The organism is Rhodococcus sp. NPDC047139 (assembly GCF_040643435.1).
In the GTDB taxonomy this organism is placed as follows: domain Bacteria; phylum Actinomycetota; class Actinomycetes; order Mycobacteriales; family Mycobacteriaceae; genus Rhodococcus.
Genome location: NZ_JBEYUH010000011.1, coordinates 82,434 through 101,061, shown reverse-complemented (window position 1 = coordinate 101,061; position 18,628 = coordinate 82,434). Strand labels below are relative to the sequence as shown.

The 18,628-nt window shown below is 67.8% G+C and carries 17 protein-coding genes; 10 read left to right on the top strand and 7 right to left on the bottom strand.

The window, feature by feature from the left end:
- Window positions 1-1,719 carry a nitrite/sulfite reductase gene (locus tag ABZ789_RS15560; protein WP_358425143.1) on the bottom strand — a complete coding sequence of 573 codons (1,719 nt, stop codon included), beginning with the start codon at window positions 1,717-1,719 and terminating at the stop codon, window positions 1-3.
- A 363-nt stretch (window positions 1,720-2,082) separates the two neighbouring features.
- Between ABZ789_RS15560 and hemW the strand changes: the two genes are divergently transcribed.
- Window positions 2,083-3,336 (top strand): radical SAM family heme chaperone HemW, encoded by a 1,254-nt coding sequence (gene hemW / locus ABZ789_RS15555; protein WP_358425236.1) that lies wholly within the window; start codon window positions 2,083-2,085, stop codon window positions 3,334-3,336.
- A gap of 12 nt (window positions 3,337-3,348) precedes the next feature.
- Here hemW and ABZ789_RS15550 read toward each other — a convergent pair whose 3' ends face one another.
- Complete coding sequence (locus ABZ789_RS15550; RefSeq protein ID WP_358425141.1) at window positions 3,349-3,720, bottom strand: type II toxin-antitoxin system VapB family antitoxin; 372 nt, start codon at window positions 3,718-3,720, stop codon at window positions 3,349-3,351.
- Window positions 3,721-3,896: 176 nt separating this feature from the next.
- On the opposite strand from ABZ789_RS15550, the gene hrcA reads away from it, so the two are divergent.
- From hrcA to ABZ789_RS15530, 4 genes are read left to right on the top strand one after another with little or no spacing between them, the layout of a single operon-like run.
- The gene (gene hrcA, locus ABZ789_RS15545) at window positions 3,897-4,940 is read left to right on the top strand and encodes a heat-inducible transcriptional repressor HrcA (RefSeq protein WP_358425140.1); all 1,044 of its coding nucleotides are present in this window, start codon (window positions 3,897-3,899) and stop codon (window positions 4,938-4,940) included.
- 47 nt (window positions 4,941-4,987) lie between these two features.
- On the top strand, window positions 4,988-6,139 hold the full coding sequence (gene dnaJ / locus ABZ789_RS15540; protein WP_358425138.1) for a molecular chaperone DnaJ: 1,152 nt from the start codon (window positions 4,988-4,990) through the stop codon (window positions 6,137-6,139).
- 9 nt (window positions 6,140-6,148) lie between these two features.
- Window positions 6,149-6,907: a 16S rRNA (uracil(1498)-N(3))-methyltransferase gene (locus tag ABZ789_RS15535; RefSeq protein ID WP_358425136.1), complete on the top strand. Its 759-nt coding sequence runs from the start codon at window positions 6,149-6,151 to the stop codon at window positions 6,905-6,907.
- 8 nt (window positions 6,908-6,915) lie between these two features.
- Window positions 6,916-7,728, top strand: coding sequence for a prolyl oligopeptidase family serine peptidase (locus tag ABZ789_RS15530; protein WP_358425134.1), 813 nt, complete (start codon window positions 6,916-6,918; stop codon window positions 7,726-7,728).
- Here ABZ789_RS15530 and ABZ789_RS15525 read toward each other — a convergent pair.
- Window positions 7,672-9,282 carry an MFS transporter gene (locus ABZ789_RS15525; protein WP_358425132.1) on the bottom strand — a complete coding sequence of 537 codons (1,611 nt, stop codon included), beginning with the start codon at window positions 9,280-9,282 and terminating at the stop codon, window positions 7,672-7,674. The genes ABZ789_RS15530 and ABZ789_RS15525 overlap by 57 nt on opposite strands.
- 132 nt (window positions 9,283-9,414) lie before the next feature.
- On the opposite strand from ABZ789_RS15525, the gene ABZ789_RS15520 reads away from it, so the two are divergent.
- The 5 genes from ABZ789_RS15520 (at window position 9,415) to era (ending at window position 14,107) form a co-directional block, all read left to right on the top strand.
- The gene (locus ABZ789_RS15520; protein ID WP_358425130.1) at window positions 9,415-10,065 is read left to right on the top strand and encodes a TetR/AcrR family transcriptional regulator; all 651 of its coding nucleotides are present in this window, start codon (window positions 9,415-9,417) and stop codon (window positions 10,063-10,065) included.
- A 102-nt stretch (window positions 10,066-10,167) separates the two neighbouring features.
- Window positions 10,168-11,226: a PhoH family protein gene (locus ABZ789_RS15515; RefSeq protein WP_358425128.1), complete on the top strand. Its 1,059-nt coding sequence runs from the start codon at window positions 10,168-10,170 to the stop codon at window positions 11,224-11,226.
- Window positions 11,227-11,275: 49 nt separating this feature from the next.
- Complete coding sequence (ybeY, locus tag ABZ789_RS15510) at window positions 11,276-11,818, top strand: rRNA maturation RNase YbeY (RefSeq protein WP_358425126.1); 543 nt, start codon at window positions 11,276-11,278, stop codon at window positions 11,816-11,818.
- A 58-nt stretch (window positions 11,819-11,876) separates the two neighbouring features.
- Entirely contained in the window at window positions 11,877-13,193 is a 1,317-nt protein-coding gene (locus ABZ789_RS15505) for a hemolysin family protein (protein WP_358425124.1), read from the top strand.
- The gene (era, locus tag ABZ789_RS15500) at window positions 13,190-14,107 is read left to right on the top strand and encodes a GTPase Era (protein WP_358425122.1); all 918 of its coding nucleotides are present in this window, start codon (window positions 13,190-13,192) and stop codon (window positions 14,105-14,107) included. The genes ABZ789_RS15505 and era overlap by 4 nt, the downstream gene beginning before the upstream one ends.
- A 24-nt stretch (window positions 14,108-14,131) precedes the next feature.
- Here era and ABZ789_RS15495 read toward each other — a convergent pair whose 3' ends face one another.
- The 4 genes from ABZ789_RS15495 to ABZ789_RS15480 all read right to left on the bottom strand — a co-directional run bounded on the left by ABZ789_RS15495 (window position 14,132) and on the right by ABZ789_RS15480 (window position 18,606).
- The gene (locus ABZ789_RS15495; RefSeq protein WP_358425120.1) at window positions 14,132-14,776 is read right to left on the bottom strand and encodes an isochorismatase family cysteine hydrolase; all 645 of its coding nucleotides are present in this window, start codon (window positions 14,774-14,776) and stop codon (window positions 14,132-14,134) included.
- A gap of 41 nt (window positions 14,777-14,817) precedes the next feature.
- Window positions 14,818-16,359, bottom strand: coding sequence for a permease (locus tag ABZ789_RS15490; RefSeq protein WP_358425119.1), 1,542 nt, complete (start codon window positions 16,357-16,359; stop codon window positions 14,818-14,820).
- A gap of 271 nt (window positions 16,360-16,630) precedes the next feature.
- Window positions 16,631-17,200, bottom strand: coding sequence for a TetR family transcriptional regulator (locus ABZ789_RS15485; RefSeq protein WP_358425117.1), 570 nt, complete (start codon window positions 17,198-17,200; stop codon window positions 16,631-16,633).
- A complete protein-coding gene (locus tag ABZ789_RS15480; RefSeq protein WP_358425115.1) occupies window positions 17,197-18,606 on the bottom strand; it encodes an amidase in 1,410 nt (469 codons plus the stop codon). Before ABZ789_RS15480 ends, ABZ789_RS15485 begins: the two co-directional genes overlap by 4 nt.
- Between the last annotated feature and the right edge of the window lie 22 nt (window positions 18,607-18,628).

Genomic DNA, 18,628 nt, shown 5'->3' with positions numbered 1-18,628 from the left:
TCATCGCAGGTCGACCTCCTCGGCCCGGACGACCCATTCGCCGAAGCGCTCACCCTCGGTGCGCCCCTTGACGAAGTTGCGCACCACCCGCTCGATGTAGTCGCCGAGCTCGGCGCTGGTCACCTTGTGCTGGCGCAGCTTGCGCCCGAACTTCGCGTCGAAGCCCAGTGCGCCACCGAGGTGCACCTGGAAGCCCTCGACCTGGTTGCCCTCTCCGTCGTCGACGAGCTGACCCTTGAAACCGATGTCGGCGATCTGGGAACGCGCGCACGAGTTCGGGCAACCGTTGATGTTGATCGTGACCGGGACATCGAGCTGCGCGTTGATGTCGGCCAGCCGCTCCTCGAGTTCGGGAACGAGAGCCTGCGAACGCTTGCGCGTCTCGACGAACGACAGCTTGCAGAACTCGATTCCGGTGCAGGCCATGAGGTTCTTCCGCCAGGGCGACGGCGAGGCCGGAAGCCCCAGTGCCTCGAGCTCGGCGACGAGCTGCTCGACCTTGTCGTCGGCCACGTCGAGCACGATCAGCTTCTGGTACGGGGTGAACCGGATCCGGTCCGAACCCGCACGTTCGGCGGCGTCGGCGACCGCAGAGAGGATCGTGCCCGAGACGCGACCCGCGATCGGCGCGACACCGACGGCGTTGAGGCCGTTGCGCAGTTTCTGGACGCCGACGTGGTCGATCGGGCGCTCGGGAGCGGCCGGGGCCGGACCGTCGATGAGCGGACGCTTCAGGTATTCGGTCTCGAGCACCTCACGGAACTTCTCGATACCCCAGTCCTTGACGAGGAACTTCAGCCGAGCCTTGGACCGCAGCCGGCGGTAACCGTAGTCGCGGAAGATGGCGACCACTGCCTCCCAGACATCGGGCACCTCGTCGAGGGGCACCCACGCCCCGACCCGTTGCGCGAGCATCGGATTGGTGGACAGACCGCCGCCGACCCACAGATCGAAACCCGGACCGTGTTCGGGATGCTCGACGCCGACGAAGGCGACATCGTTGATCTCGTGCACCACGTCCTGCTGTCCGGAGATCGCCGTCTTGAACTTGCGCGGCAGGTTCGAGTACTGCGGGTCGCCGATGTAGCGGCGTACGATCTCGTCGATCGCCGGTGTGCCGTCGATGATCTCGTCGAGGGACTCCCCGGCCAGCGGTGAACCGAGCACGACGCGCGGGCAGTCGCCGCAGGCCTCGGTCGTCTTCAAGCCCACCGATTCGAGACGTCGCCAGATCTCGGGGACGTTCTCGACCTCGATCCAGTGGTACTGGACGTTCTCGCGGTCCGACAGGTCGGCGGTGTCGCGGCCGAACTCGGTGGAGATACCGGCGATCGTCCGCAGCTGGGCGAGGTTCAGGGCGCCGGCATCGCAGCGCACCCGCATCATGAAGTACTTGGCCTCGAGCAGATCGATGTTCTCGTCACCGGTGTAGGTGCCGTCGTAACCCTGCTCGCGCTGGGTGTACAGACCCCACCAGCGGAACCGGCCGCGCAGGTCGCTCTTGTCGATTCCGTCGAATCCGGTCTGCGCGTAGATGTTCTCGATACGCTGACGGACGTTGAGCGGATTGTCGTCCTTCTTCGTCTGCTCGTTGGCGTTGAGCGGCTCGCGGTAGCCGAGTGCCCACTGTCCTTCTGCGCGACGCTTGGCCGGTCGCGCGGCACGGCGTGCAGGCTGGGCAGACTCGTCGGCGGGCGTGACGTCGGTGGTCGACGACATACAGGGTCTCCTGATGTTCGCTGGAACCGGATCGACGAGCGCAGGAGGGGGCTGAGCCTCGTGCACGCATGCTTCGACCCGGCGGGATCTGGGATGTGCCGGGGGAGTGCCGACTAGAGACAGTCGGCGCACAGACAAGCGGCGCAAGGCAGACAACAGGACGCGCAGACACGCTTGAGGTCGACGTGGCGTCGCGCCACGAGTCGCACTCCCTGTCCTGTCATGCCGCCATTGTGCCACGTCACCGGGGCGATTCCGAATTCTGGCCGGCATTTCCACCCGAAATCCGGGAAATGTCGAGGTAGGCGCCTCGCGCCGCGAGGCGCCCGTCGGGTCTCTGGAACACTGGAGGTCGTGAACACCATGGAGATCGATCGACGCAGCGGCACGGAAATCGGTATCGCAGGTCGTCCGGCCGGTCTCGAACTGCCGGCTGCGGCGCTCGCCGGGGTGGGGACGCGTCCGTTCGGCGTGTACGTCCACGTGCCCTTCTGCGCGACTCGCTGCGGCTACTGCGATTTCAACACCTACACGGCGGGAGAACTCGGCAGTGCCGCATCCCCGCAGTCGTGGCTCGAGGGACTGCGTCGTGAACTCGACGCCGGGGCCCGGTTGCTGACCGGAGCCGACCGGGGAACGCCCGCAGCAGAGACCGTATTCGTCGGCGGCGGCACTCCCTCCCTGCTCGGCGCGGACGGTCTCGCGCAGGTGCTCGACGCGATCGGCGACTCGTTCGGTATCGCGCCGGGAGCCGAGGTAACCACCGAATCGAATCCCGAGTCGACCTCGCCACAGTTCTTCGCGGCGATCCGGGAGGCCGGATACACCCGCGTGTCGCTGGGGATGCAGTCCGCGGCGCCGCATGTGCTCGCGGTACTCGACCGCACTCACACGCCGGGGCGGCCGGTCGCGGCGGCGAAGGAAGCACGCGCAGCCGGATTCGACCACGTCAACCTCGACCTGATCTACGGCACACCGGGTGAGCGCGATGCCGATCTCGAGGCCTCTCTCGACGCCGCACTCGAGGCGGGCGTCGACCACGTCTCGGCGTACGCGCTCATCGTCGAGGACGGCACGGCGCTCGCACGCCGCGTCCGGCGCGGCGAGCTGCCCAGCCCGGACGACGATGTGCTCGCCGCGCGTTACGAACGGATCGATGCGCGGCTCACCGCGGCCGGGCTGACCTGGTACGAGGTCTCCAACTGGGCGAAGGTGGACGATCCTGGGGCCCGCTGCGCCCACAACCTCGGCTACTGGGACGGCGGCGACTGGTGGGGCGCCGGGCCGGGTGCGCACAGTCACGTCGGTGGGGTCCGCTGGTGGAACGTCAAGCACCCCGCCCGTTACGCCGCGACTCTCGCGGACGGTGCGCTCCCCGTGGCGGGAAGCGAACATCTCACCACTGCGGACCGGCACACCGAACTTGTGATGCTCACCGTCCGGCTGCGGACGGGCCTGCCGCTGTCGGTGCTCGACGACGGCGAACGTGAGGCCGCACGAACGGTCGTCGCCGACGGACTGGGGGTGCTGCGCGACGAGCATCTCGTGCTGACCGACCGGGGTCGGTTGCTCGCCGACGCGGTCGTGCGCACCATCCTGCTCGGAGCCGACCGCTAGTCGAATCGCGGTTCAGGGCAGATCCGGCAGCGACGAATCGTCGGGACCGTCGGTACGGCGGGCGGACGACGTACCGCCCGACGGGATGAGCGCGTCGTATTCGAACACGCGCACGTGCATCACCGGCCGGTTCCGGAGGGCGGATTGAACCGCCCGGTGGAGTCCGTCCTCGAGGTACAGCACGCCCTGCCACTGGACGGCGTGCGGGAACAGATCGCCGTAGAAGGTCGAGTCCTCCGACAACAGGCGGTCGAGTTCGAGAACCTTCGTCGTCGTGACGATTTCGTCGAGACGCACCTGCCGGGGCGGAATCTTCGACCAGTCGCGCAGAGACAGCCCGTGATCGGGATACGGCTTGCCGTCCCGGACCCCCTTGAAGATCATGTGACCAGATTACGGCGAACGTGGCGCCGACGTCGCGTGCGGTGTGGGCAATGCCTCGCGCGTGTGCCCGAACTCGCGTGTGTGCCCGGCGCCTGCGCGGTCGTCACACGATTAGACTGGCAGGGTACGGCCTCGAACAGTGCAGTCCTGCAGGCAGCGGAAACGGAGGTGGCGGGTTGTCGAGTACCGAGGAGCGGAGATTTCAGGTCTTGCGCGCCATCGTGGCGGATTATGTCTCCACCAAGGAGCCGATCGGTTCCAAGACTCTCGTCGACCGGCACAATCTCGGCGTATCCAGCGCCACGGTTCGCAACGACATGGCTGTTCTCGAGGCCGAGGGATACATCACACAGACCCACACGAGTTCCGGCCGCGTGCCCACCGACAAGGGATACCGCCAATTCGTGGACAGGATTGCGGAGGTCAAACCGCTCTCGGCGGCCGAGCGTCGTGCGATCCTGCAGTTCCTCGAGTCCGGCGTCGACCTCGACGATGTCCTGCGACGCGCCGTGCGACTGCTCGCACAACTCACCCGTCAGGTGGCGGTCGTGCAGTATCCGACGCTGTCGGCGTCGTCCGTGCGACATCTCGAGGTGGTGGCGCTGACGCCGGCGCGACTGTTGCTCGTACTCATCACGGATTCGGGTCGTGTGGACCAGCGCATCGTCGAACTCGGCGACGTGATCGACGAGGACGGCCTGTCGCGGTTGCGTGAACTGCTGGGCGGAGCGCTGGGCGGCAAGCGTCTTGCCGCCGCATCCGTCGCGGTCACCGAACTGGCCGACAACGCGCCGGAGGATCTGCGCGATGCGCTCATCCGGTGCACCACAGTCCTGGTGGAAACCCTCGTCGAGCATCCGGAGGAACGTCTCGTGCTCGGGGGCACCGCCAATCTCACCCGCAACGCCGCGGACTTCGACGGCTACGGCACCGTGCCGGGATCGTTGCGTACGGTCCTCGAAGCGCTCGAGGAGCAGGTGGTGGTGCTCAAATTGCTCGCTTCCAGCCAGGACGCCGGCCGGGTCACCGTCCGCATCGGTGAGGAGACCCAGTTCGAGGAGATGCGCACCACCTCCGTCGTGTCGACCGGCTACGGTGCCGCGGGTACGGTCTTCGGTGGCCTGGGGGTGCTCGGCCCCACCCGGATGGACTATCCGGGAACCATCGCCTCGGTTGCCACCGTTGCGAGATATATCGGTGAGGTGCTCGGCGAACGCTGAGCACCGTCCATTTTCTGTGTAGAACGAAGTAAGGACGAGAACTTAACGTGGCACGGGACTACTACGGGACGCTCGGCGTGTCCAAGAACGCTACCGACCAGGAGATCAAACGGGCGTACCGCAAGCTGGCGCGCGAGCACCATCCCGACGTGAACCCGGACGAAGCGGCCCAGAAGCGCTTCCAGGAGATCTCCGCTGCCTACGAGGTGCTGTCGGATCCGGAGAAGCGCCGGATCGTCGATCTCGGTGGTGATCCGCTCGAGCCCGGTGGAGGCGGTGCGGGTGGCTTCGGCGGTGCCGGTTTCGGTGGCGGTCTCGGCGACGTCTTCGAGGCCTTCTTCGGAGGCGGCGCCGGAGGTTCCCGCGGTCCCCGCGGCCGCGTCCAGCCCGGGGCCGACTCGTTGCTCCGCACCCGCCTGACGCTCGAGGAATGCGCCCGCGGCGTCACCAAGACGGTCACAGTGGACACCGCGATCCTGTGCGATGCGTGTACCGGTTCGGGCACGCACGGCGACTCGAAGCCCGTGCGCTGCGAGACCTGCGGCGGCGCCGGCGAGGTGCAGTCGGTGCAGCGTTCGTTCCTCGGCCAGGTCATGACTTCGCGTCCCTGCCCGACCTGCCGGGGTGTCGGCGAGACGATCCCGGATCCCTGCCGGAAGTGCGGCGGTGACGGTCGTGTGCGCGCACGTCGTGAGATCACGGTCAAGGTGCCGGCCGGTGTCGGCAACGGGATGCGTATCCGCCTCGCGGCCCAGGGTGAGGTCGGGCCGGGCGGCGGCCCCGCAGGCGATCTCTACGTCGAGGTGATCGAACAGCAGCACGAGGTCTTCGTGCGCGACGGTGACGACCTGCACTGCACGATCCGCGTGCCCATGGTCGACGCGGCGCTCGGCACCAGCGTCACCGTCGACACGATCCTCGACGGCCCCACCGAGATCACGGTGGATGCCGGCACGCAGCCCGGTTCGGTCGCGGTCCTGCGCGGTCACGGCATGCCGAAGTTGCGTTCGGGGACGCGTGGCGACCTGCACGCTCACCTCGAGGTCGTGGTGCCGACCCGGCTCGATCACAAGCAGACCAAGTTGCTCGAGGATCTTCGCAAGCACAGCGACCGTGAAGGTGTCGAGGTCGTGACCACCGGCTCGCAGAACTCCGGTGGCCTGTTCTCGCGCCTGCGCGACGCGTTCAGCGCCCGCTAGGTCCGTCAGGTGGCCGCGACACTGTTCTATCTCGACCCGTTGCCCGCCGAGGGGCAGACGGCCGTGCTCGACGGCAAGGAGGGCCGGCACGCCGCAACGGTGCGCCGCATCGCCGTCGGTGAACGGCTCGTGCTGTCCGACGGCGCCGGCGAGGTCGCCGACGTCGAGGTCACGGCAGTGGCGAAGGATCGGCTCGAAGCTCTCGTCCTGGTGCGCCGCATGGTGGACCCGCCGCGTCCACGGGTGACGGTCGTGCAGGCGCTGCCGAAGTCCGACCGGTCCGAACTCGCCGTCGAACTGGCTACCGAGGCCGGAGCGGACGAGTTCGTTCCGTGGCAGGCGGCGCGCTGTGTCGCACGGTGGGATGCCAAGGCGGACAAGGGTGTTGCCAAGTGGCAGGCGGTCGCGATCGCGGCGGCGAAGCAGTCCCGCCGCGCGTACGTGCCGACGGTGGCGGGCCTGCACCGCACAGCCGAGGTCGTCGCAGGTGTCCGAGAGGCCGTGGCGCGCGGTGATGTCGTCGCGGTGCTCCACGAGTCCGCGACCACCTTCTTCGCCGCCCTGCCCGTTCGCGAGGCCGATGCGCTGACCCTGATCGTCGGGCCGGAAGGGGGCCTCGACGACGCGGAGGTGCAGGCACTCGTCGACGCGGGAGCGGTGGCGGTCGGTCTCGGGCCCACCGTGCTGCGCACCTCCACCGCCGCGGCCGTAGCCCTCGGAGCGATCGGTGTGCTCACCGACCGCTGGCGCGCACGTCCGCTGCACTGAGGTCGCCGATGTCCCGTACCCGACTCGACTACGGTCCGGAACCTGCGCAGTTCGGCCACCTCTATCTGCCCGCAGCCGACACGGTCACGGCGCCTGCGCCCGTGGTGATGGTGATCCACGGCGGTTCGTGGCACGGCCGCTATCACCTCAATCTCGGCACCCCGATCGCCGTCGAACTCGCGCGTCGCGGCGTGGTGGCCTGGAACATCGAGTACCGGCGCCTCGAGGCCGGTGGCGCGTGGGACGAGATGTCCGCCGACGTGCTCGCTGCGTTCGAGGCGATCTTCACCCTGGTCGCACCGCACGCGCAGCACGCCGGTATCGAGATCGATCCCCGACGTGTCCGGCTCGTCGGCCACTCGGCGGGAGGCCAGCTGGCCGTGTGGCTGGCAGGGGAGAACACCTCGGTGCGACCGGAATTCGTGGTCTCGCAGGCCGGGGCACTCGACCTCGTCACTGCCGGTGAGCGTGGCCGCCGGGTGCAGCAGTTCGAGGCGCTCTTCGGTGCATCCTTCGACGATATGCCCGAACGTTATCGGGCGGCTTCACCCACCCACCGGCTCCCGATCGCCGTGCCGGTCGCTGTGTTGCACGGAACGGCGGACGAGCAGGTGCCGGTGAGCGTCGCGCGCCGCTACTCCGACGCGGCCTCGGCGACCGGCGACCCCGTGTCGCTGGAGTTGTTCGAGGGTGAGGACCATGTCGCATTCCTGGATCGCAGAACCCGGGGATGGGAGCGCTCGCTCGAGCTGCTCACGGCGCGGTCAGCGGGCGATCTCGGCCTCGCTGCGGGACGGTGTGTGGAGCCTGCGGGGGAGTAGCGCGGTAACCGCCGCGGCACCCACCAGCAGAACGATGCCGGCGACGAGACTCGCAGACGAGATCGCTTGTGCGAACGCTGCGGACGAGGCGTCGAGCAGTGGCTGTGCGTACGACGCGGCGAACGGGTTCGCTGCGAGTTCTTCTGCGACGATCGCGGCGCCGCCCACCGAGTCGCCTGCCGCCTCGATCGCCATCGCGGCCTGATCGGCCATCGGACCCGTCAGAGCGGCCGAGGGTAGGTCGCCGAGAAAACCGGAGATCTCGCGATGATAGGTGGTCGCCAGCACCGACCCCAGCACTGCGATGCCCAACGATCCACCGAATTCCACTGCGGTGTCGTTCAATCCACCCGCAGCACCGAGATCCGACTCGGGGAAGCCGCCCATGATCAGGTCGGTGGACGGAGGCGTGGCCAGCCCGATGCCCAGTCCCACGAGCAGCAGAGAGACCAGGAACGTCGAGTAGCCGGAGGTTGCCTCTGGCGCGGTGAGGACGAAAACGCCTGCTGCGGCGGCGATCATGCCGGCAGCGACGAGGATCCGCGCGCCGAGAAGGGGCGCGAGTCTGCCGCTCAGCGCAGCACCGAGCGAGACGGTCGCCGCGAGGGGAAGCAGGCGCAGGCCGGTCTCGAGGGGTCCGTAGCCGAGCACGAACTGGAACTGTTGTGCGACGAAATAGATGGCACCGAATGCGACGAGGAACAGCAGCAGTACGGCCACACATGCGCCACCGACGGCTCGGTCCGCGACCCGGCGCAGATCGAGCAGGGGCCGGGGATGGCGCAGCTCCCACACCACGAAGAGCGCTGCGGCGATCATCGAACCGACCGAGGTCACGATCACGCCGGTGCTCCAACCGAAATGGAACCCCTCGATGATCGCGAAGACGGTTCCGCCGAGCGCGACCACCGACAGTGCGCCGCCGACCCAGTCGGTGCGGGTGAGATCCTCCGCCTTGGATGCGGGCACGAGGATCAGCGCTGCGATCGCAGCCAACGCTGCGATCGGTACGTTGATGAGGAAGGTCGAGCCCCACGAGTGCGATTCGAGAAGCCATCCGGCGAGCAGTGGGCCGAGGGCGATCGCGAGACCCGATGTAGCCGCCCACGCCGCGATCGCGCGGGCACGTTCGTGCGCGGGGAACATGGCGACGAGCAGCGACAGGGTCGCAGGCATGATGACGGCGGCGCCCACACCCATCACGATTCGGGCAAGAACGACGTCGCCGGCGTTGTCGGCCAGTGATCCGTACACCGCGCCGGCGGCGAACGTCGCCAATCCGCCCAGCAGTGCCCTCCGTCGCCCGTACCGGTCACCGAGCACCCCGAACAACAGCATGAGTGCGGCGTAGGGGACGGTGTAACCGTCGATGATCCACTGCATGTCGGCGCTGGTGAGCTGCAGGTCGCGCAACATGCCGGGTGCCGCGACGATCAGGGAGGTGTTCGCCATCACCACGATGAGGAGACTCAGGCACAGCACGGCGAGTGCGGGCCGGCGGAGCCGGTAGGGTTCCGTCGCTGCGGTCCCGTTTGCTCGAGTGGCGGTGGTCATCGGGTCTCCTCGGGACGCGGGACGGGCCAGGGCCCGGCTCCGTTTACACGGCGCTGTGCAAGCTACGCAGCTGCACATCTGCGTGCAACTAAAATGAAACACAGATCACACTCGCGGGAGAGGACGAAGAACGTGGAGAACCCGGTCACCCGGCCGCGAACCCGATTCAATGCGAACCGCGTGCGGATACTCGACGCGGCGATGGTGTGTTTCGCCTCCGACCCCGACTCGAGCATGGACGACGTCGCACGAGCCGCAGGAGTCGTCCGTCGCACGGTGTACGCGCACTTCCCCAACCGGGAGGCTCTCGTCGAGGGAATCGCCGACGACGCCGCCTCCGCGCTCGCCCGCGCCCTCGACCATCCCGAGCCGGAGGATGCCGCGGTCGGGCTGGCGGTCGAGGCGCTGCGGACCTGGCCGATCGGCGACCGCTACCGGGTCTTGCTGTCGTTCGCACGCAGGGAAATGGGAGAACAGCGCATCGCCGACCTCATCGCGCCTGTGCGCTCGCGTGTCCTGGGTCTCGTCGAACGTGGCCGCGCGCAGGGTCAGTTCTCCGGTTACCTCCCGGCGGCGGTCCTCGTCGGAATGATGGAAGGACTCACGATGGCCACTCTCGAGCAGGCCAATATGGGCCTGGTCGACGATTCGGGCGACACCATCGTCCTGGGCAACCTCGTGCTCGCCGGGGTGTCACCCGACCGGGCGCCCGAGATCCTTGCCGCGGCCCGGCAGTGGCTCGAGGACGCCGCTCCGGACGACGACGGTGGCGGACCCCGGTGAAATGCGCTGTTGCGGGAGGAGGCGGCTCGCCCGGCGCTAGACTGGCACGAACACGACGTCCGTCGTGCAGGAGCCGACCCGAAAGCAGGACACACCGTCCACGTGAGTGAACCAGACCGACCCAACGAGCCCACAGAACTCGAACCGACAACGGTCAGGTCGAGCCTCGATCTCCCTTCGGAGGTCGCAGCGCCCCTGCTCGGAGCCGCAGACGAGAATCTGATCGCCCTCGAGACCCTGCTCGCGGCGGACATCCACGTACGTGGCAACACGGTCACGCTGACCGGTGCGCCCGCCGATGTCGCCCTCGCCGAACGGGCCCTCGCCGAACTCGTCACCATCGTTCGCCGCGGACAGCCGCTCGGCCCCGACGCTGTTCGGCGCACCGTCGGGATGCTCACTCAGGGTCTTTCCGAGTCGCCGGCCGACGTGCTCAGCCTCGACATCCTGTCCCGGCGCGGGAAGACGATCCGGCCGAAGACGCTGAACCAGAAGCGGTACGTCGACGCCATCGACGCCCACACCATCGTCTTCGGTGTCGGACCGGCGGGTACCGGCAAGACCTATCTCGCCATGGCGAAGGCTGTGCAGGCGCTGCAGACCAAGCAGGTCAACCGCATCATCCTCACCCGTCCCGCCGTCGAGGCCGGCGAGCGTCTCGGCTTCCTGCCGGGCACCCTGCACGAGAAGATCGACCCCTACCTGCGCCCCCTGCACGACGCGCTGCACGACATGATGGATCCCGAAGCCATCCCGAAGCTCATGCAGGCCGGGGTCATCGAGGTCGCACCGCTGGCCTATATGCGAGGCCGCACCCTCAACGACGCTTTCATCATCCTCGACGAGGCGCAGAACACCACCGCCGAGCAGATGAAGATGTTCCTCACACGCCTGGGCTTCGGCTCCAAGATCGTTGTGACGGGCGATATCACCCAGATCGACCTGCCGGGCGGTGCCCGCTCGGGTCTCGCGGCCGCGACCGAGATCCTCGAGGGGATCGACGACATCCACATCGCGCGACTCGACAGCAGCGACGTCGTGCGACACCGCCTCGTCTCCGACATCGTCGATGCGTACAGCCGTTTCGAGGCCGCTCGTGACGGCGACGGAATCCCCGGCAACCGCGCCCAACGTCGTGCACACCGGGTGCAGCGTCGATGAACCTACCTGTAGATCAACCGAATATCGTCGTGCAGAAGGATTTCCAGTCATGAGCATCGAGATCTCGAACGAATCGGGAATGGACGTCTCGGAGGAAGAACTCCTCGACGTCGCTCGTTTCGTGATCGCCCGGATGGACGTGCATCCGGCGGCGGAGTTGTCGATGGTGCTCGTGGACCTCGACACCATGGCCGACCTGCACGTGCGGTGGATGGACCTGCCCGGACCCACCGACGTGATGTCGTTCCCCATGGACGAACTCGAACCGGGTGGCCGTCCGGACGCCCCCGAACCCGGACCGTCGATGCTCGGCGACATCGTGTTGTGCCCGCAGTTCGCCGCCGACCAGGCAGTCAAGGCGGGCCATTCCGTCGCTCACGAACTCGCCCTGCTCACCGTGCACGGAATGCTTCATCTCCTCGGTTACGACCATGCCGAACCGGAGGAGGAGAAGGAGATGTTCGGCCTGCAGAACCAACTCCTCGCCGAATGGTACGAGGAGATCCGCCGCGCCGAAGAGGAGGCGCGCCTCGCAGCCCGCGACCGCAAACTGCTGGGCAAGGCCGGTTTCGTCGACACTCCCGAATCATGAGCGGCGACAGAACGAACGGATTTGACCCGGCCGGAGCGACCGAGGGAGGAACGCCCGAGTGAGTACCGTACCCCTAGTCGTCCTCGCAGTCGTCCTGGTGGTGCTCGGCGGACTGTTCGCCGCCGTCGACTCGGCGCTGAACACCGTATCCGCCGCGCGTGCAGAGGAACTGGCAAAGGAAGGGCGTGCCGGCGCGCGACGGTTGCTCGGTCTGCTCGACGATCGGCCCCGCTACATCAATCTGACGGTTCTGCTGCGGATCCTCTGTGAGATCGCTGCCACCGTGGTGTTCGTCGGTGTGATGCTCGACGTGCTCGACCGCACATGGGCGCTCGTGGTGGGAGCCACGGTGATGGTGATCGTCGACTACGTGGTGATCGGCGTCGGTCCGCGAACTCTCGGTCGTCAGCACGCCTACCCGATCGCGCTCGCTGCCACCGGCCCGCTCCGCATCCTCGGTGTCCTGCTCGGTCCGATCAGCCGGATCCTCATCAGCGTGGGCAACGCTGTCACACCTGGCCGCGGCTTCCGGAACGGCCCGTTCGCGAACGAGATCGAACTGCGCGAACTGGTGGACCTCGCCCAGGAGACGGGGGTGGTGGCCGACGAGGAGCGCCGGATGATCCAGTCGGTCTTCGACTTCGGCGACACCACTGCTCGCGAGGTCATGGTTCCGCGCCCTGAGATGGTGTGGATCGAGGAGACCAAGACGGCCGGCCAGGCCACCTCGCTGGCCGTGCGCAGCGGGCACTCACGGATCCCGGTGGTCGGCGAGAACGTCGACGACATCCGGGGTGTGGTCTACCTCAAGGATCTGGTCAAACAGACCTACTACCACCGGGACGGTGGACGCAGCGTGTCCGTGGCCGACGTCATGCGACCCGCGGTCTTCGTACCGGATTCGAAGCGCCTCGACGATCTGCTCGCCGACATGCAGCGCGACCGCAACCACATGGCGGTGCTCGTCGACGAGTACGGCGGCATCGCCGGGCTGGTGACCATCGAGGACGTCATCGAGGAGATCGTCGGTGAGATCGCTGACGAGTACGACACCGGGGAGATCCCGGACGTGGAGGATCTCGGCGACGACACCTACCGGGTCTCCGCGCGGCTGCCCGTCGAGGACCTCGGGGAACTGTTCGGCATCGACATCGAGGACGACGAGGTCGACACCGTCGGCGGGCTGCTCGGCTACGAGCTCGGCCGGGTTCCCCTGCCCGGCTCGGAAGTCCGGACCCACGGCCTGCTGCTCCGCGGGGAGGGCGGCCCGGATGTCCGCGGACGCGTGCGTGTGAGCACCGTCTTCGTGCAGCGGGCGGAATCCGAAGAACACAACAGCGACATCGACACCGCCACGACCGAGGAGCATGCATGACCGACCCCGATTTCCGTTCCGGCTTCATCTGTTTCGTCGGACGGCCCAACACGGGGAAGTCGACGCTCACGAACGCGCTCGTCGGCAGCAAGATCGCGATCACTTCTTCGCGTCCGCAGACGACCCGCCACACCATCCGCGGCATCGTCCATCGCGACAACGCCCAGCTCGTCCTGGTGGACACTCCCGGACTGCACCGGCCGCGCACTCTTCTCGGGCAGCGCCTCAACGACCTGGTGCAGGACACCTACTCCGAGGTCGACGCGATCGGCATGTGTTTCCCCGCCGACGAGAAGGTCGGACCCGGCGACCGTTGGATCCTGGAGCAGGTGCGGCACGTGGCGCCGAAGACTCCGATCGTCGGCATCGTCACCAAGATCGACAAGGTGGGGAAGCAACAGGTCGCGGCGCAGCTGCTCGCAGTGTCGAAGCTGCTCGGCGAAGACTGCGAGGTCGTGCCGGTCTCCGCGACGTCGGGTGAGCAGGTCGAGGTCCTGGTCGATGTCCTCGTCTCGCACATGGAACCCGGACCGGCCTTCTACCCCGACGGCGAACTCACCGACGAGCCGGAGGAGACCCTGATGGCCGAGCTCATCCGTGAAGCTGCGCTCGAAGGGCTCGGCGACGAGCTGCCGCACTCGCTCGCGGTTGTCATCGAAGAGGTGACCGAACGCGAGGGCCGCACCGAGAAGCAGGGTGAGATGCTCGATGTGCACGCCCTGCTCTACGTCGAACGCCCGAGCCAGAAGGGCATCGTCATCGGGAAGGGTGGCGCGCGCCTGCGCGAGGTGGGCACAGCAGCGCGCACCCAGATGGAGAAGCTGCTCGGAGTGAAGATCTACCTCGATCTGCACGTGAAGGTCGCGAAGGACTGGCAGCGTGATCCCAAACAGCTCGGGCGTCTGGGATTCTGATCACGCCGCTCCGCCCGGCACCGGTCACGCAGACCTGGTGACCGGGCGGGCAGGCCATCTCGAGATGAGTTCGTCTGCGGTGACCACGGTTCCGAAGTTCTGGGCGACCACGGCTACGGAGGCCGCGTGCGCGGCCGGATCGTAGGACGCCGCGCAGTCCTCGACGAGCGACACCCAGTACTCGTGGAAAAGGCCGCTCCGCAAGCTGGATTCGACGCAGATCTCGGTAGCCACGCCGGTGAACAGCAACGATTCGATGCCTCGTGAGCGCAGCACGCGATCGAGGTCGGTGCCGACGAACGCGCTGAAGCGGTGCTTGACCACCAGCGGTTCGCCCACCGCCGGACGGACACCGTAGAACTCGGCTCCGGGGGTTCCCGGTCGGCAGGTGAGACCGGTCCGCGCGGTGCCGGGACCGTTGCCGACCCGGCCGAGCCATTGGGGCGAGTCGGTCGTCTCGTCGTGCTCGGTGCGGACCCACACGACCGGCACACCGGCATCACGGGCGTGGTCGATCAGGTTCGCCAGTCGCGGTGTCATCGCCGTAGCGGCCGAGACGTCGAACCCGCATCCGGCCAGAGCCCCATCCGGAGAACAGAAGTCGTTCTGCATGTCGATCACCACCAGAGCGCACCGCTTCGGGTCGTAGCGGAATCCCGACTCGTTCATGCGAGGGTCCTCTCGTCGAAATCGTTCATTGCGTGTGATCGTCACCAGAGCACCACAGCGGCGACGGCGGCGACGAGCAATCCGCTCACCACCGGGATCGCGAGGCGTCGCACGAGATCTCCGACCGGAACGCGGCAGAATCCCGCGACCACGATCAGCGACGACCAGATGACGAGAGTGCCGCCGCCGGTCCAGGTCGCGGCGTTCTGCGCGAGGGCAGCGAGCGTCGCGGTGTCCATGCCGGCTTCCGGGGCGAGTGACGCAGCGATGCCGCCGGTGAGCGGCAGTCCGGCCCAGCCGGATCCGTCGAGGCCGATGAGCATCCCGATCACCACCATGCTCAGCGCCGCGAAGAGTCCGTTGTCGGGGGTGTACTCCTGGACCCGCTCGACGGCGTCGAAGAGGAACGCCGGTCCGGTGCCCTCCTCGAGTCCCAGGATCGACCCGGAGTAGTCGGGGATGCCGAGATAGACGAATCCGGCCACAGGCAGGATGATTCCCATGGCCTTGAAGGCGTAGGCGAGCCCGTCCACGAAGTGCGTGGCGCAGTGCTCGAGCGCGTCGGACTTCTGCGTCGTCAGGGTCACCGCGGCCATGAGGAGAAGCGCGCTGCCGCCGACCAACGACGCTCCTGCTCCGTCCGACCACGGAACCAAATCGGTGAAACGCCCCAGCATCATGTAGACGAGCACGAGCCCGAATGTCACCGGAACGCCGATCGCCCAGGCTCGGGCGGATGCGGGGCGGGTCAGAACGGGGGTGCTCGTCCGGGGAAGGACTGCGTCGACGCTCGGCATCACGACAGCGTCGGTGCTGGGCACCGTGCCGACCGGTGCCGGACGGTTCCCGTCGCCGGACCGCAGATCCGCGGCAGTACCCGCTGCGGGCTCACGCGGCGTGAGACCACCGGCGCCCGAACCGCCGTCCGGTGTCTCGGAATCCCGGCTGCGGCGCGCGATCTCGCGACGGACGGTGAGGAACCATGCGAGCGTGGCTGCGGTCAGGCCGACGATCAAGGACAGCACCAGCGCGCGGTCGGCGATGTCATCTGCCGGCACGCCGGCACCGCTCGCCGAGATCGAGGGCGCCAGACCGATGACGTAATCGGAAGCGAGCGCCATGCCCTGCCCCGAGATGGCGAGGGCGAGCGCAGCGCCGAGCGGCGGCAAGCCCGCCTTGATCGCCGCCGGAAGCAGCACCGCGCCGATCAGCGCGAGCGCCGGTGTCGGCCAGAAGAACAACGACAACAGGTAGGTGACGACGAACAGCACGATGTAGGCGATGCGGCCGTCGATCATCCATCGTCCGAACGGGCGCACCATGAGTTCGTCGGCGCCGATCGAACGCATCGCGGCGAGCATCGATGTCACAGCTGCGATGACCACGAAGATCTCGAACAGGGCGCCACCCGCGGTCAAGCTCGCACGGAAGACCGACATGATGGCGGAGGCGATGTTGCCGTCGTAGGCCAATGCGGTGGCGAAGGTTGCGAGGACCGCCGGGATCAGGACGTTCTTGCGCAATGCCATGGCGACGAGCAGGACGAGCAGGCCGAGCAGGAACACGATGTGCGCGACGGTCACGAGCAGCTCCTCGACGAGAGAACGTGCAGCGGGCAGCGACCGTGGACGGATCGATCGGCGCCGCAACATCGATGGGGCGACGCAACCGTCGTGGGCCGGGAACACGTTCGATCTTGAGGTCCGGTGCAAGCACCGGCAATGGGCCGATCAGTCACTCGTGCACGGCACCGCCTGTGCACAGTGCACTGTTCGTGACCACGACGTTTCCTGGGGTACTCGACGTGAACGTGTGGTCACGTCGTGATCCCGGCCGCGGCGGTGTACGAGCGGCTCAGGGCCGTTCCACGGCCTCGGCATGCAGAAGCAGCAGAACGGATTCCGACAGATTCGTGTCGGTCCCCGTGGACAGACGGCGCAGCTGCAACCCGGTGATGGTGGCGACGATCGTCGGCGCCAGAGCTTCGGGGTGCCGGACACCGAGTGCGGAGAGGACGGAGACGGCCAGCGTGTCGTAGGCGCGCCAGCACCGCTCGGCGACCTGCCGTAGTTCGGGGTCGCGCCCAGCCTGCACGTACAGCTCGAAGGGAGCGATGCGCTCGGCGGTGAAGGCGAGGTCGCGTGCGACCTGTTCGGTTAGCGTCGCAGCCTCGGTCAGCGACAGTGCCTGCGAGCGATACTGCCCGGCGAGTTCTGCCAGGCGCTCGGTCTCCTCGTCGACGAAGTGTTCGAGTGCGGCGCGCAACAGATCGGCCTGGGTGGGGAAGTGGTAGGTGATCGACCCGAGCGACACCTTCGCGTGCGCAGCGATACGCCGGTTCGTCACGCCCGCCACACCGTCCGTGCCGACGAGATGCAATGTGGCACGGACGATCCGCGAGCGTGCGTCGTCGTTCGTCGTCACCACCACGGCTCCGGGATGTGCTCGTGCCAGCGCAACACCGACTCCAGCTGCGATGCGAGCGACACCAGGAGCGGTTCGGAGTTCTCCGGGCCGAGAAGCTGAGCGCCCACCGGGAGACGGCCTTCCACGAATCCGGCGGGCAGGCTGATCGCCGGCCAGCCCAGCACGTTCCACGGCCACGCGTACGGGCATGCCCCGGTGATGACCTTGTCGGTCGCCCAGCCGCCGATTCCGTCGATCGCTGTCACCGGCAGTGGGGGTGTCGCGGTGGTGGGCGCGAGCACGACGTCGAAGCGATCGAAGATCCGGCCGACCCGCCGGTGCAGTCGCGGTTCGGCCGCCCGCGCCGCACGCAGCGGAAATCCGTGCAGCAGTCGGCCGGTGCGCGCGTTCGCGCGGGTGCGGACATCGGCGAGGGACGGATCGGGCAAACGATGCAACCACTCCTCGATTCCGGCCATCGACCGCGGAAGGAAGGAGAGGCCGAAGAGGATTCCGTAGTCGGGATCGGCGAGGGTCACCTCGTGGCCGAGATCGCGCAGCACGGTGGCGAGCGCGGCGATGCGGGTGCGGACACGAGCGTCGAGGCGGGTGGGTGTCGCGGTGAACGGAAGCTTCAGCGACAAGGCGATCCGCAGTTTGCCCGGCTCGCGTCCCACGGCGTCGGAGACGGTGAGCGGAGCGCAGCGGTGCCGGTCGCCGGGGTGATTCCCGGCAACGACGTCGAGGAGCAGCGCCGCGTCGGCGACGGTGCGGGCGAGCGGGCCGTGTGTGGTCAGCCCGTTGAAGGACTCGGCATCCGGCCACATGGAGATTCGGCCACGCTGCGGCTTGATTCCGACGAGGTTGGACCACGAGGCCGGGATCCGAACCGACCCGGCTCCGTCGGAACCCAGTGCTGCTGGGACGAGACCGGCCGCGACGGCCACGGCGCTGCCGCCCGACGAACCACCCGGGGTATGTTCACGCGACCATGCACTGCGGGTGTGCCCGAAAGCATCGCCGCCGGTGAGTGGCCACTGTCCGAGTTCGGGAGAGTGCGTCTTACCGACGATCACCGCGCCGGCCTCCCGCAGGCGGCACACTACTTCGGCGTCGGTGTCCTTCGTGTCGAAGGTGCCGGCACATCCGAACATGGTCGTCTCGCCCACGATGTCGGTGTCGTCCTTGACAGCGATCGGGACGCCGAGCAGCGGGCGACGTTCACCGTTCGCGCGGCGCCGATCCGCCTCGCGGGCTTCCTCGAGGGCGGCGGTGCGACGCACGGTCCGGAAGGCATTCAGATGCGGTTGCGATGCGTCGATCCTGTCCAGACTCGCCTGTACGAGTTCGGTGGATGTGACCGCGCCGCGATCGAGTGCGTCGACGGTCGCGGTCAGATCGCGCAAGCCGGTCCGAGCGTCCATTGGTCCCCCGTTCGTTCGAACG

Bases quoted from the DNA above. Each gene is read 5' to 3' on its own strand.
- ABZ789_RS15560 (WP_358425143.1), bottom strand. From the start codon at position 1,719: ATGTCGTCGACCACCGACGTCACGCCCGCCGACGAGTCTGCCCAGCCT.
- hemW (WP_358425236.1), top strand. From the start codon at position 2,083: ATGGAGATCGATCGACGCAGCGGCACGGAAATCGGTATCGCAGGTCGT.
- ABZ789_RS15550 (WP_358425141.1), bottom strand. From the start codon at position 3,720: ATGATCTTCAAGGGGGTCCGGGACGGCAAGCCGTATCCCGATCACGGG.
- ABZ789_RS15530 (WP_358425134.1), top strand. From the start codon at position 6,916: ATGTCCCGTACCCGACTCGACTACGGTCCGGAACCTGCGCAGTTCGGC.
- ABZ789_RS15525 (WP_358425132.1), bottom strand. From the start codon at position 9,282: ATGACCACCGCCACTCGAGCAAACGGGACCGCAGCGACGGAACCCTAC.
- ybeY (WP_358425126.1), top strand. From the start codon at position 11,276: ATGAGCATCGAGATCTCGAACGAATCGGGAATGGACGTCTCGGAGGAA.
- era (WP_358425122.1), top strand. From the start codon at position 13,190: ATGACCGACCCCGATTTCCGTTCCGGCTTCATCTGTTTCGTCGGACGG.
- ABZ789_RS15495 (WP_358425120.1), bottom strand. From the start codon at position 14,776: ATGAACGAGTCGGGATTCCGCTACGACCCGAAGCGGTGCGCTCTGGTG.
- ABZ789_RS15480 (WP_358425115.1), bottom strand. From the start codon at position 18,606: ATGGACGCTCGGACCGGCTTGCGCGATCTGACCGCGACCGTCGACGCA.